Annotated in this window: 10 protein-coding genes; all 10 read left to right on the top strand. The window is 38.7% G+C overall.

Annotation, left to right across the window (positions count from 1 at the left end):
• The first annotated feature begins 145 nt into the window (after window positions 1-145).
• Window positions 146-2,797: a TonB-dependent receptor gene (locus OCV82_RS06030; protein WP_154043617.1), complete on the top strand. Its 2,652-nt coding sequence runs from the start codon at window positions 146-148 to the stop codon at window positions 2,795-2,797.
• 43 nt (window positions 2,798-2,840) lie between these two features.
• Window positions 2,841-4,286 carry a hypothetical protein gene (locus OCV82_RS06025; protein WP_154043616.1) on the top strand — a complete coding sequence of 482 codons (1,446 nt, stop codon included), beginning with the start codon at window positions 2,841-2,843 and terminating at the stop codon, window positions 4,284-4,286.
• A gap of 197 nt (window positions 4,287-4,483) precedes the next feature.
• A complete protein-coding gene (locus tag OCV82_RS06020; protein ID WP_235340375.1) occupies window positions 4,484-5,395 on the top strand; it encodes a metallophosphoesterase in 912 nt (303 codons plus the stop codon).
• A 299-nt stretch (window positions 5,396-5,694) separates the two neighbouring features.
• Entirely contained in the window at window positions 5,695-7,206 is a 1,512-nt protein-coding gene (gene accC / locus OCV82_RS06015; RefSeq protein ID WP_154043614.1) for an acetyl-CoA carboxylase biotin carboxylase subunit, read from the top strand.
• Window positions 7,207-7,302: 96 nt separating this feature from the next.
• Entirely contained in the window at window positions 7,303-7,818 is a 516-nt protein-coding gene (locus OCV82_RS06010) for a biotin/lipoyl-containing protein (RefSeq protein ID WP_154043613.1), read from the top strand.
• Window positions 7,819-7,820: 2 nt separating this feature from the next.
• On the top strand, window positions 7,821-9,353 hold the full coding sequence (locus OCV82_RS06005; protein ID WP_154043612.1) for an acyl-CoA carboxylase subunit beta: 1,533 nt from the start codon (window positions 7,821-7,823) through the stop codon (window positions 9,351-9,353).
• A 194-nt stretch (window positions 9,354-9,547) separates the two neighbouring features.
• Window positions 9,548-10,060 carry a peroxiredoxin family protein gene (locus OCV82_RS06000; RefSeq protein ID WP_239469207.1) on the top strand — a complete coding sequence of 171 codons (513 nt, stop codon included), beginning with the start codon at window positions 9,548-9,550 and terminating at the stop codon, window positions 10,058-10,060.
• A gap of 10 nt (window positions 10,061-10,070) precedes the next feature.
• Window positions 10,071-10,862 carry an N-acetylmuramoyl-L-alanine amidase family protein gene (locus OCV82_RS05995; RefSeq protein ID WP_154043611.1) on the top strand — a complete coding sequence of 264 codons (792 nt, stop codon included), beginning with the start codon at window positions 10,071-10,073 and terminating at the stop codon, window positions 10,860-10,862.
• A 1,251-nt stretch (window positions 10,863-12,113) separates the two neighbouring features.
• Window positions 12,114-12,746 (top strand): DUF1819 family protein, encoded by a 633-nt coding sequence (locus tag OCV82_RS05990; protein ID WP_235354075.1) that lies wholly within the window; start codon window positions 12,114-12,116, stop codon window positions 12,744-12,746.
• Complete coding sequence (locus OCV82_RS05985) at window positions 12,739-13,341, top strand: DUF1788 domain-containing protein (protein ID WP_154043609.1); 603 nt, start codon at window positions 12,739-12,741, stop codon at window positions 13,339-13,341. The genes OCV82_RS05990 and OCV82_RS05985 overlap by 8 nt, the downstream gene beginning before the upstream one ends.

Raw genomic sequence — 13,341 nt, 5'->3', positions numbered from 1 at the left:
AAATACACCTTATTATATAGATAAATTGAATCTTATAATTCAATTTTCTTTTGTATTATACTTGCAATAGACTTGAAATGTTTATGTAATACCATGCTTATACTTTCGCGGCAGAAAAGAAAAATAAACAAGAGAAAGAGACTATATGAAATTTAAGCTGGTATTGGTTTTGGTGCTGTTTGTTTCTGTTGCGGCAAATGCACGTATAGTTAGAGGTATTATTAAGGATGCACAGACAGGCGAGGAGATAATAGGAGCGTCTGTTGTTGTAAAAGAAGAACCTTCAAAGGGAGTTGTTTCAGGATTGAACGGTAGTTTTAATCTGGATTTGGATTATGGAAAATGCACACTCGTTTGTTCCTATATAGGTTATGAGACATACGAGGTAGTGGTTGAGGCTAACAATGCAGAAGTTTTTATTCCGTTGAAAACTGATGATGTTATGCTGGCAGAAGTCACAGTGGTGGCAACTAATCCAGGACGTACAGAGGCCGGAGCTAGAGGCATAGAAAGAAAAGCCATGAATGTGGTGAATGTGATGAGTGCAAAAGCAATAGAGCTTTCACCTGATATAACAGTGGCAAATGTCATACAAAGAATGTCGGGTGTGACAGTTGAAAGAAACAGTAGCGGTGAAGGACAGTATGCAATTCTTCGTGGTATGGATAAGCGCTACAATTATACATTGGTAAACGGTGTAAAGATTCCAAGCCCTGACAATAAGAACCGATTTGTTCCATTGGATATATTCCCTTCTGAAATGCTTGACAGACTTGAAGTGACAAAATCTCTTACAGCTAATATGGAAGGTGATGGAATAGGTGGAGCTGTAAACTTGGTTATGAAGGATGCGCCGTCCGAACGTCAGTTCACTGCAAATATTTCTACAGGATATAACTCTATGTATTTCGACCGCGATTTCCAGTCGTTCAATAAAGGAGCAATAACCAAACAGTCTCCTTACGAATTGAAAGGTATGCCGGAGGCATTCAAGGTAAGTGATGAAGATTTCTCACACGATAATCTGCGCATGACGTGGAAGAAGCCTTTGCCGGATCTGACTGCAAGTCTTTCATACGGTGACCGCTTCTTCAATAATAAACTCGGTGTAATGTTGTCAGGAAGTTTTCTGAATACATATCGTGGAAAAGAAAGCGAGATTTATTATCAGCCGGGACGTGATGTGAATAACACTGAGACAAGAAATTATTCAGACCAACAGACACGTATCGGAGCTCATGCCAAGTTCGACTATCATATAAGTCCGAAACATAAGCTTACATGGTATAACGGATATATGGATATGCGCGAGACTGAAGTCCGTGACCGTCTGGACAAGAAAGAAGGATATGTCCGAATGAGGTGGAACCGTCAGTATATCGTAAACTCTACGTTGAAAGGTGAACATTCATTCCTTGCAGACAATGCATTGCATCTGTCATGGTCGGCAGTAGTGTCAAAGGCTTTTAATGAGACACCGGACAATAATGAGATTTCACTCCTTGGAGGTGGTGATCGTGTGGCTGTGAATAGAGCATTGATAAACCGTTGGGAACATAATTCAGACCGTGACAAAGCCGGATACGTTGATTTGTCATATAAACTTGATTTGTCTGACTCTGAATTTGAATTCTCTGCCGGAGGTATGTTCCGCGACAAGAAAAGAGACAGTTTCTTCAATGAATATACTTTTGAAACCATTTTGGGAGAAAGCCAGTACAGAGGTGAAGATTGGAACAATTATGATGAAATAGATTTTTATTATAAGACACGTAATATCAACGGTGCTTTGAATTATGATGCTACAGAACAGATCGGAGCTGGTTATGGTATGGCAAAATACACTTTCGGAAAATGGGAATTTATTGCCGGAGTACGTGTAGAACATACTAATCAGGGATATCTTCTTAAATATCCTACAGATGGAGTTGATGCCGAAGGAAACCAGAAATATGTTGATGTATTGCCTAGTTTCCATACCAAGTATGAAGTTCATAAGAATGCCAATATGCGTTTCTCTTATGCACGTGCAATAAACCGTCCTAGCTTCTTTGAAATTGTTCCTTACACAATTTTGAATGAAGACTTCAGCGAGAAAGGTAATCCGGATTTGAAACATACTGTTGCCGATAATTTGGATTTGCGCTATGAGTTTTTCCCTAGATCGTCAGAACAGTTTATGGTAGGCGTGTTCTACAAATATATTCAGGATCCAATCGAGCAGGGTTTGGTTCCGCAGGGACAGGATTTGTTCTATATCCCGATGAACTATGGTGATGCTTCTAATCTTGGAGTAGAGGTTGATGTAATGAAGTATTTTAACTGGTTCGGTATTAAGGCCAACTATACTTATACACATTCCAAAATTACTACAGAGAAACGTACGATGCAGGGCTCTGATGTGGTAGTAGTAGAACAGACCAGACCACTATACGGACAGGCTGCCCATGTGGCAAACTTATCATTGCTTCTGAAAAGCAGCAAGTATGGTTGGGAAGGCCAGATTGCCGGAAGTTATACAGGTAAGCGTTTGAGTGAAGTATCCAACTATTTCGATGATGACATTTGGGAAGACGGATATATGCAGCTTGACGCTTCGGTAGAGAAAAGCTTCAAAAACGGTATCTCCATATATGCCAAAGCATCAAATCTGCTTGATACACCTTTGCTCAGATTTACTCATAAAGGTCCATATACAGACGGTATAACAGGCTTTGAACGTAAAAACGGCAATTTGATTGAACGTAAAGAATGGCATGGACAATCGTTTATGCTTGGTATCAGATATAAACTTTAATAGGTATTAAATAAATTGACTAACAACTTTTAATTTTTGAAAAATGAGACTGAAAAATTATTTTTGGGCTAGCGCTGCAATGATCAGCCTGTCATTAATGGCCATTTCTTGTACTGAAGATAATGTAGCTGATTCAGACAATGACAACGGTTCTGATGTAGAAGGTTCTACAGATCTAGGTGATTTTACAAACAACGATGTAGTGGTATGGGAAGCAGACAAAGTTGTTGAATTGAAAGATCATTTCACTGTTCCGGAAGGTAAGACTCTTGTCATTAAAGAAGGTGTTCAGGTTATTGCAACAGGAAAGGTTGGAATGAATGAACTTCCTATCGAGTTTACAGTAAAGGGTAATCTTTATTGTGAAGGTACAGCTGAGAAACCTGTTCTTTTCTCTATTCCTGAAAATGAAAGAACTGAAAGTAATATTTTCGAAGGAAAGTGGGGAGGTATTGTTGCCACTTCAACTTGTCAGGAAATGCTTATCGACCATACTATTATAGAATATGTTGGTGGAGATGTTCTGGAAGGAGCTCCGGCAGCACTTGCAGGAATATATGAAGCCGGTGATGATGCTTATCCTCAGATAACTACTAATAATACTAAAGGTAATTATGTCATCACAAATTCTATCCTACGTTATGGAGTTTCAGATGCTATCTATATGATGGGCGGTAACGCAATTATTGCAAACAACGTATTCTGTGCAAACGGTAAGACAGGTGAAGAAGCTGTGAATGTCAAGTCAGGATGTGTGGTTGATGTTGCCGGAAACTTGATGTTTGCTCCAAACACCAACGCATTGAAATTATCAAGCAAGTCACAGAGTGAGGAAAGAGCTCAGGCAAAGATTCAGGCTTACAACAATACAATAGTAAATGCCGGATGGAGACGTGATGAAGATAAAGGTGGTAGTATCTATGTAGAAGAAAATGCTAATGTAAAAGTGTTCAACAATCTTTTGGTTAACTGTAAGTTCAAGGCAACTACTCCTTTCTGGAATCAGGATTCTTCAGACCGTTACGACAGAAATAATTCAGTTATAGATTATAACTACTATGCTTCTGGCTCTCAGAAAATCGATGAGGCTGATTATGTATATGAAGCTGGTATAGAATACTCTTGGGAAGGATATAACTACTCTTATACATTGGAAGATGAAGATGATGGTGAAGTGATATACATCAACATGTATGACACAGAAAAAGTTGATAAGAATTCAATCGTAGCTACCGAAGATGACTCAAAAGATCCTAAGTTTACAGCTTTTGATATTAATGCAGTTCGTCTTCTTGACTATCAGCTATTCAATAATGACGGAACACAGAAATATGATTTCCATCTTCAGGCTGGTTCACCGGCTTTGAACGGAGCATACAGCGGTACAGATATGCAGCCTGCATTCGTGTCAACAGGTTTGACAGTAAACGGCAAAACATATAAGTCTCCGGCTCCAGAAGCACGCTATGGCGCTTATGGTCAGAAGTAATCATTAAATTGATATATGTAAAAATAAGTCCGGACAAGTTTCGGACTTATTTTTTTTGAAAATGTTTCATACCAGGAATAATTTTCAGATTCATTTCAGATTTGAGAAATACTTTTGCACAAGTAATAAATAAAATTATAATCTATAAATATAACAACATCATGAACTCATTAAGAAAAAACATTATTACGCTATTTATGGCTTTGTTTGTCGTTACAGTTTCTTTTGCACAAACACCTGAAAGCTGGAAGACTCTTGAAAAGCCATTGAATTTCTATCTTGCCAATGACCTTGGCCGAAACGGATATTATGACCAGAAACCTATTGCCGAACTGATGGGCAATATGGCGGAAAACGTGGATATTGAATGTGTGATTGCTGCAGGCGACGTGCATCACTTCGAAGGAGTGCGCAGCGTGAATGACCCTCTGTGGATGACAAACTATGAACTTATATATAGTCATCCTGAACTGATGATTCCATGGTATGCAATTCTTGGTAATCACGAGTACCGTGGAAACACTCAGGCTGTAATAGATTACAGTGCAGTAAGTGCAAGATGGAATGTACCTGACAGATATTATACTTTCGCTATGGAAAATGACGGTGTCACTGTACGTTTCGTAATGGTGGACACAGCTCCTCTTCTTGACAAATATCGTGAAGATACTGAGAAATATCCCGATGCTTGCAAACAGGATATGAACAAGCAATTGGCATGGATTGATTCTGTTCTGACTGCTGCAAAGGAAGACTGGGTGCTTGTAGTGGGACATCATCCTATATATGCTGAGACAGGAAAAGATGATTCAGAAAGACTTGATCTGCAGAAAAGACTCGATTCTGTTTTACGCAAACACAAAAATGTAGATATGTATTTGTGCGGACATATTCACAATTTCCAGCATATACGTAAGGCTGACAGTAATATTGATTATGTAGTGAATACATCAGGTTCGCTCAGTCGTAAGGTAAAACCTGTTGATGGAACCAAGTTCTGTAGTGGTGAAACAGGATTCTCACTTATCTCGGCTGATAAAAAGGAACTTAACCTGCACATGATAAACAAGGAAGGTAAAGTAATCTATACGGTTTCACGCAAGAAATAAGGTTTCATATATTTCCCAAATGTAAGTCCGGATAACAATAGTATATTGTATATGGCAGCAGCCGATACACTATGCTATTGTTGTCCGGCTTTTTTTATTATTTTGCTATATCCATGTGGCATTTGTAATGAATTGAGATTTGAGTAGTTAAAAAACATGAAATACGCAGTGGCAGATAGTTTAAAAACATGTTATTAAGCATGTGTTTGTAATTCTTTTAATATTTTTGCACAGAATTCAATTTTGTGTGCCGTTGAAGGCAATTTTGATAAAAAGATTATAAACCAAAAAAATAGAGCATGATACAGAAAGTATTGATAGCTAATCGTGGAGAGATAGCAGTGCGTGTTATGCGTTCTTGTCGTGAGATGGGAATCAGGACAGTAGCAGTTTTCTCGGAAGCCGATAGAGCGGCACGCCACGTATTATATGCAGATGAAGCTTGTTTCATAGGTCCTGCTGCATCTCGTGAAAGTTATTTGAATATTGACAAAATCATTGAGGCAGCCAAGCGTCATGGTGCAGATGCTATTCATCCGGGGTATGGTTTTCTTTCTGAAAATTCAGAATTTGCCCGCAGATGTAAGGCGGAAGGAATTATCTTTATCGGTCCTGATCCTGAAACAATGGATGCCATGGGAGATAAGATTTCTGCAAGAAAACACATGATTGCTGCCGGAGTACCTGTAGTTCCGGGAACAGAAAAACCTTTGCAGAATGTAGAGGAAGCAAAGAGAATATGTAATGAAATAGGTTACCCAGTAATGCTGAAGGCTTCAATGGGTGGTGGCGGTAAAGGTATGCGTCTTATCCATAGCGAGGCTGAGGTGGAAGAGGCTTACAACACAGCACGCTCAGAGTCAATGTCATCTTTCGGGGATGATACTGTTTATCTGGAGAAATTCGTTGAAGAACCTCATCACATTGAGTTCCAGATTTTGGGCGACAATTATGGCAATGCCATACATTTGTTCGAAAGAGAATGTTCTATACAGCGTAGAAATCAGAAAGTGGTAGAAGAAACTCCTTCTCCATTCGTAACTCCAGAGTTGCGTGAAAAGATGGGTAAGGCTGCCGTAGCCGCTGCCAAGGCAGTAAACTACAAGGGTGCCGGTACTATTGAATTCCTCGTTGACAAGAACCGTAACTTCTATTTCCTTGAAATGAATACACGTCTTCAGGTTGAACATCCTATCACAGAAGAGGTTGTTGGTGTTGACCTGGTTAAGGAACAGTTGCGTATCGCTAACAATGAGCCTTTGCATCTGAAGCAGGAAGAACTGAAACAGAGAGGACATGCCATTGAATGCCGTATCTGTGCAGAAGATACAGACAATAACTTTATGCCTTCACCGGGTATTATCAAGCAGCTGATGGAACCTAACGGTATCGGTGTACGTATAGACAGCTATGTATATGAAAGTTACGAAATTCCTATCTATTACGACCCGATGATAGGTAAGCTGATTGTATGGGCTACTACACGTGAATTTGCCATTGAGCGTATGCGCCGAGTTCTGTATGAATACAAGATTACCGGACTCAAGACTAACATCAGTTACTTGCGTCATATAATGAATGTTCCTGACTTTGTAGAAGGTCACTATAATACATTGTTTATTCCTAAGCATCAGGAAATGCTTAAAGAATGGGCAGGCAAGAAAGAAGAAGAGACTGAAAACATAGCCATGATAGCTGCATATATCGACTATCTGATGAATCTGGAAGAAAACAAGGGAACATCTTCGGATAACCGTCCTATCAGCAGATGGAAAGAATTTGGATTGCAGAAAGGTGTATTAAGAATATAAAAGAGGTAACAAGGCTACAGTTACAAGTTAACAAGGCATTCCATTCGGACGGCAACCTTGTCAACTCGTCAACTTGTAATCTAAAAAACTGACAATATGGAAATACATATAGGAAACAGAGTTGCTGATGTTTCATTGGTCAGCAAGGAAGGTAATAAGGTGCAACTGACTATTGATGGCGTTCCATACGACGTGGATATCGTAATGGCTGAAAACGGTAGTTGCTCTATTATACATGATGGTAAATCGTATAACACAGAACTTATCCGTAAGGAAGGTGGTAAGAGTTATACTGTAAATGCTCACTATCAGTCATATAACATTGATATCATAGATTCACAGGCCAAGTATCTTCGTATGCGTAAGGGAGCTGATGAAAAACAGCAGGATAAGATTGTTTCTCCTATGCCTGGTAAGATTGTGAGCATACCGGTTTCTGTAGGTGACAAACTTGAGAGTGGTGATATAGTAGTTGTAATTGAAGCCATGAAGATGCAGAGTAACTACAAGGTAAGCGCTCCTTGCGTAGTTAAGGAGATCCTTGTAAAAGAAGGTGACTCTGTAAATGCCAATCAGGTGGTTATGACTTTGGATATTATTAAAGAAGACTAATTATGACAACAGAAGAACAATACAAATATTTTCAGGAGCTTGACAAGAAGGCTTCTCAGGGCGGTGGAGTAGAGCGTGTGGAAAAACAGCATGCCAACGGACATATGACAGCCCGCGAACGTATAGACATGTTGCTTGACAAAGGAACATTCAACGAAATAGACAAGTTCGTGATACATCACTGTACCGACTTCGGTATGGAAAAGAACCATATTCCTGGCGACGGTATCGTGTGCGGTTATGGTAAAGTTGACGGACGTCTGGTTTATGTATATGCTTACGATTTCACTGTATATGGCGGTACACTTAGTGTGACAGGCGCACAGAAGATTGTAAAGGTACAGCAGTTGGCACTCAAGAACGGTGCTCCGGTAATTGCATTGAACGACTCAGGTGGCGCACGTATCCAGGAAGGTGTGGGAAGTATCTCAGGTTATGCTTCTATCTTCTATCAGAACACTATCGCTTCAGGTGTTATTCCACAGATATCTGCTATCCTTGGTCCTTGTGCCGGAGGTGCTTGTTATTCTCCAGCACTTACTGACTTCATCTTTATGGTGAAGGAAAAGAGCCACATGTTCATCACAGGACCGGATGTGGTTAAGACTGTAACTCACGAAGATGTCAATAAGGAAGAACTTGGTGGTGCATACACACACAGCAGCAAGAGTGGTGTAACTCACTTCCTTTGTGATACAGAAGAAGAAACACTTATGGGTATCCGCGAACTGTTGAGCTTCCTGCCATCAAATAATATGGAAGATGCTCCTATCCAGCCATGTTCTGATGATATCCGCAGAGCAGACGAATCGCTTATGTCTGTAATTCCTGATGATCCAAACATGCCTTACGATATCAAGAATATCATCGAGCCTGTAGTGGATAATCAGTACTTCTACGAAGTAATGCCACACTTTGCAAAGAACATGGTAGTGGGATTTGCCCGCATGGGAGGTCGTTCTGTAGGTATCGTAGCAAACCAGCCTGCATATCTTGCCGGCGTGCTTGATATCGATGCTTCAGACAAGGCTGCACGTTTCATCCGTTTCTGTGACTGCTTCAATATTCCTATCATTTCGTTTGTTGACGTGCCTGGCTTCTTGCCTGGATGCGATCAGGAACACAATGGTATCATCCGTCACGGAGCCAAGATTGTTTATGCATACGCTGAGGCTACAGTGCCTAAGATTACAGTTATCACACGTAAGGCATACGGTGGTGCATACATCGTTATGAACAGTAAGCCTATCGGTTCGGATGTAAACTTCTCATATCCTACAGCAGAGATTGCCGTTATGGGTGCTGATGGAGCTGTAAATATCCTTTACCGCAAGGCTACTCCTGAAGAAAAGGCTAAGGCAGTAGAAGAATACAAGGAGAAATTCTCTAACCCATATCGTGCTGCTGAGCAGGGATATATTGATGAAATCATTCTTCCTAAAGATACAAGATATAAACTTATTCAGGCGTTGGAAATGACTCAGAACAAGAGTCAGAGCAATCCTCCAAAGAAACATGGAAACATGCCTTTGTAATAAGGTGATATCATAATAAAAGAAGATGAACAATGACATTTTATGGTTTTTGCAGACTATAGATGTTGTTGTTCATCTTTTTTATGTTTACAAATGTTTCACGCATTTTAATGTACCGATGTTTTTTTGTACTTTTACGCTCTATATATTTTATATTCCAGAATAGTATGAAAAGATTTATTATGTTGGCAGCCATGTTCTTCTGCCTTTTTGGTGTAACAAATTTAATGTCGCAAAACCCTGTAGCCGATAAGGCGGGATATATAGTAAAGGTAGGGGATATGGCCCCTGATTTCGAAATGACTCTCACTGACGGAACTAAAGTGAAGCTCTCATCACTCCGCGGAAAAGTGGTAATGCTTCAGTTTACAGCGAGCTGGTGCGGTGTTTGTCGTAAGGAAATGCCTTTTATAGAGAGTGATATATGGCAGAAGCACAAGGATAACAAGCAGTTTGCCCTTTACGGTATAGACCGTGATGAACCGCTGGAGCGTGTGAAGGCATTTGCTAAGCAGACAAAAGTCACTTATCCTCTAGGACTTGATCCGGGGGCAGATATTTTTGCGCTTTATGCGGAAAGAAATGCCGGAATAACCAGAAATGTGCTTATCGACCGTAATGGAAAGATTGTAATGATGACAAGACTTTTCAATGACGATGAGTTCAAGTCATTGTGCAATAAAATAGATGAAATGTTAAAAGACTGACGGTAAAAGTATGAAGCGCATTTGTTTTTTATTGTCATTCTTTTGTGTAATATCTTTTTCGGTATCGTCTCAAACTAAGAAAGAACCTCTTTTCGGTAAATCTCATTCGTCCTACACGGTTAGTTCTTCATCGCTGAAAGGGGCTGTCTTTTATCTCGTAAGTGGTCATGGAGGGCCTGATCCGGGCTGTATAGGCAAGTATCAGGGAAAGGAACTGCATGAGGATGAATATGCCTACGATATAATACTCCGTTTGGGTAAGGAACTCCTGGAGAGGGGGGCAAAGGTCTATTTTATCATTCAGGATGCAAAAGACGGTATCCGCGACTCTTATATTCTGAAGAACAGCAAGCGTGAAACTTGTATGGGCAAGCCGATACCTTTGAATCAGGTTGAACGCTTGAAACAAAGGTGTGTAGCTATAAATAATCTCTACCGCAAGGACAAGAGCAGTTATAAGCGTGCTATATTCATACATGTAGATAGCAGATCGAAAAGTAAACAGACTGACGTGTATTTCTATCACGCTCCTAAAAGCAAATACGGAGAGCGTCTTGCAACAGAAATTCAAAAGACTTTCAAAGGCAAATACAGAAAACATCAGCCGGGTAGGGGCTTCAGCGGAACAGTAAGCGAGCGTAATCTTTATGTGTTGCGGAATACCACTCCCGTAGCTGTGTTTATGGAGCTGGGCAATATGCAGAACGCCCTTGACCAGAAGCGTCTGGTGATTCCAAATAACCGCCAGGCCTTGGCCAACTGGATTACTGAGGCTATAGTGAAAGATTATAAGAAGAAATAAACAGCGATGTAGAACAGCATTTTTTGTACCTGTTCTTATTCGATTTTAAACGTGCCCGCGTTTTGTCTTAAACACGGGCACGTTTTGTCTTAAACATGCCCGTGTTTTTTTATGGATTTAAAAGCGGGTGAAATGTACTGAATTGGATTTGGCTTGTGTGTTACTTTATGTTAAATTTTAATGCGGTCTAATATATGATTTTCGTCTGTTATTAATGTGCTTATAGTATAAAAATAGCTTAATTGGGGGTCATTACGGTCACTACGGTCATATGAACCCATTTTTTTACGAATTAGCTTATGTCGTATTTCCTAATAAGTTCCGATATTGAAAATTTCTTTAACCCTATGCCAACTTGAAGAATGGTAATTTTATATCTCAAAACAGTATGCTTATGAAATTAATAAATGTTAAAATATTCCAAAATTGAGCATACTCTTTATATTGTAAATACAGTGTGTATTTATAAAATAAGCCTATGTTTTTTATAAGTGATAAGTTAATCCTGAATATCACCGATTATATGGCTTGAAATAAGTATTATTTGTATAATCTGTTTATATATAATGAGTTATGGTTCTATATGACGAAAAAATAGGATCATATGACCGTAGTGACCGTAATGACCGTAAAATCTTAAGTGAATTATGCGTTTTTTATTCGTAGCGCTAAGAAAATTTCATAAAACCAGTCAGGCTTATGTAATTTATATTAGCAATAGTAAGTAAAAATTTGCACTTACACAGGCGCCCGTGTTTTCGTATAAATAAATCTATATTAAACGGCTTGTCTGATAGCATGAGAGCAAAAAATGACAAATAATAAAGAGGCGTATTTTTGTTACGATGAAAAAATCCAAGTTTTGAGTTTGCTATTTATGGTGGGCGGAAAAGGGTTTTCTCTGGCTGGAGATAATAATGAATAATTTTACTGTTTTTAAGTGTATAATAATATATATTTACATTTAGACGTAAGTTTATAAGGTCGGGTGCTTGCAGGTGTATCTGTGGAAGTACTTGATAAAATAACAACTTTGAACTATTCAAAATTTTCGAATAGTTCAAAGTTAAAGGACGAGTTGTTCGGAATTACCGGGCAACTCGATTTTTATGTTTTACTGATAATTCTGTTCAAAACGTGAATTATGCTTTTATATGGTAATATTTTAGTATATTCAATCTGAAAAATGACATATTTTACTTATTTTTGCATATATAATGAGAAGTATGAGGTAAAATAGAGTTATTTGTGATGCAAGAAGAAAAGTATAGAATATCATTTACTGCAGGGACGCTTTTGATGGAGGAAACTTGTGCTGTTGCGGAAGTGTTTCTTGAAACGGGACGTGATTGGAATAGAACCAGAGAATGTGCTTTGAGGGAAAATCTGATGCGAAAGGAAAAAGTTTCAACAAATAAAAGATTGTTCTCTTTGGTAAAACAACGTATAGAAGTACTGAATGAGGAAGAACAGAATCTTTTGGTTGCAGGGACAAATTCTGTACGACGGCTTTTACTTCTCCTTGCCGTGTGTAAAGCTCATTCATTTATATTTGATTTTATCTTTATCAATGTTAGAGAATGCTTTTTTAGTATGCATGAGAAAATTACACATGCTAATTTCAATGAATTTTTCAACGAAAGCAAATATGTTCATCCAGAGTTGGAAACCATAACAGATTTGACTTTAAGAAAAATACGGCAGGTGATTTTTCGCATATTGGAGCAGGCTGAACTTATAGAGTCGATAGATACGGGAATTTTACGTCGGCCTTATTTGCCGGAGCAAATAGAAAGAATAATCGTTAAGGATAATCCTAAATGGTTGGGAATCTATCTGTATTCGAATAACGAAATAAATAATGCCATAAGCCTTTATGAATAATATATTTATATCCGATATGGATACGGTTTTTGAAAAAGTATATCAAAAACTTTCATCGCCGGATTTTGGAAAAAATCTTGGTGGTGAACTGCCATTATATATTCAACCTATCCCTGTGTCCGGACAGACTGAACTCAATACACAAGTAGAAAGGCTTGTCTCCAGACTATCAAAGTTAGGAAAGAATTCCATTGTTGTGGATTTATATAGGTTGGCTTTGGATATTATTGATGAAGAAGGTATTTTGGAAACTTTACTTGAGGATGAGAAAAATATCGATAAAGACGATTTGAACGCTACGTTTGAAAGTATATTTGATACAAAAGAAATTCTCATACCACGAATGCGCTCGATGATAGAGGAAAACAAATATGATTTTGTTTTTATAACAGGTGTAGGTCGGGTATATCCTTTTATTCGTTCACACAGTATTGTTAATAATATGGAAGGGTTGGTCGATAATGCAAACATTGTTCTTTTCTTTCCTGGTGAGTATAACAGGCAGCAGATATCGCTATTCGGCAAGCTACCTGCAGACAACCATTATAGAGCGCATAATCTTAATGATATAAAAACAATTTACGATAATTTATAA

This window comes from Bacteroides cellulolyticus (assembly GCF_025567135.1).
GTDB lineage: Bacteria > Bacteroidota > Bacteroidia > Bacteroidales > Bacteroidaceae > Phocaeicola > Phocaeicola cellulolyticus.
The sequence above is the reverse complement of the archived record's forward strand: the minus strand, read 5'-3'. Positions and strand labels throughout refer to the sequence as shown.

Bases quoted from the DNA above. Each gene is read 5' to 3' on its own strand.
- OCV82_RS06010 (WP_154043613.1), top strand. From the start codon at position 7,303: ATGGAAATACATATAGGAAACAGAGTTGCTGATGTTTCATTGGTCAGC.
- OCV82_RS06020 (WP_235340375.1), top strand. From the start codon at position 4,484: ATGGCTTTGTTTGTCGTTACAGTTTCTTTTGCACAAACACCTGAAAGC.
- OCV82_RS06025 (WP_154043616.1), top strand. From the start codon at position 2,841: ATGAGACTGAAAAATTATTTTTGGGCTAGCGCTGCAATGATCAGCCTG.
- OCV82_RS06030 (WP_154043617.1), top strand. From the start codon at position 146: ATGAAATTTAAGCTGGTATTGGTTTTGGTGCTGTTTGTTTCTGTTGCG.
- OCV82_RS06000 (WP_239469207.1), top strand. From the start codon at position 9,548: ATGTTCTTCTGCCTTTTTGGTGTAACAAATTTAATGTCGCAAAACCCT.
- OCV82_RS05985 (WP_154043609.1), top strand. From the start codon at position 12,739: ATGAATAATATATTTATATCCGATATGGATACGGTTTTTGAAAAAGTA.
- OCV82_RS06005 (WP_154043612.1), top strand. From the start codon at position 7,821: ATGACAACAGAAGAACAATACAAATATTTTCAGGAGCTTGACAAGAAG.
- OCV82_RS05995 (WP_154043611.1), top strand. From the start codon at position 10,071: ATGAAGCGCATTTGTTTTTTATTGTCATTCTTTTGTGTAATATCTTTT.
- OCV82_RS05990 (WP_235354075.1), top strand. From the start codon at position 12,114: ATGCAAGAAGAAAAGTATAGAATATCATTTACTGCAGGGACGCTTTTG.
- accC (WP_154043614.1), top strand. From the start codon at position 5,695: ATGATACAGAAAGTATTGATAGCTAATCGTGGAGAGATAGCAGTGCGT.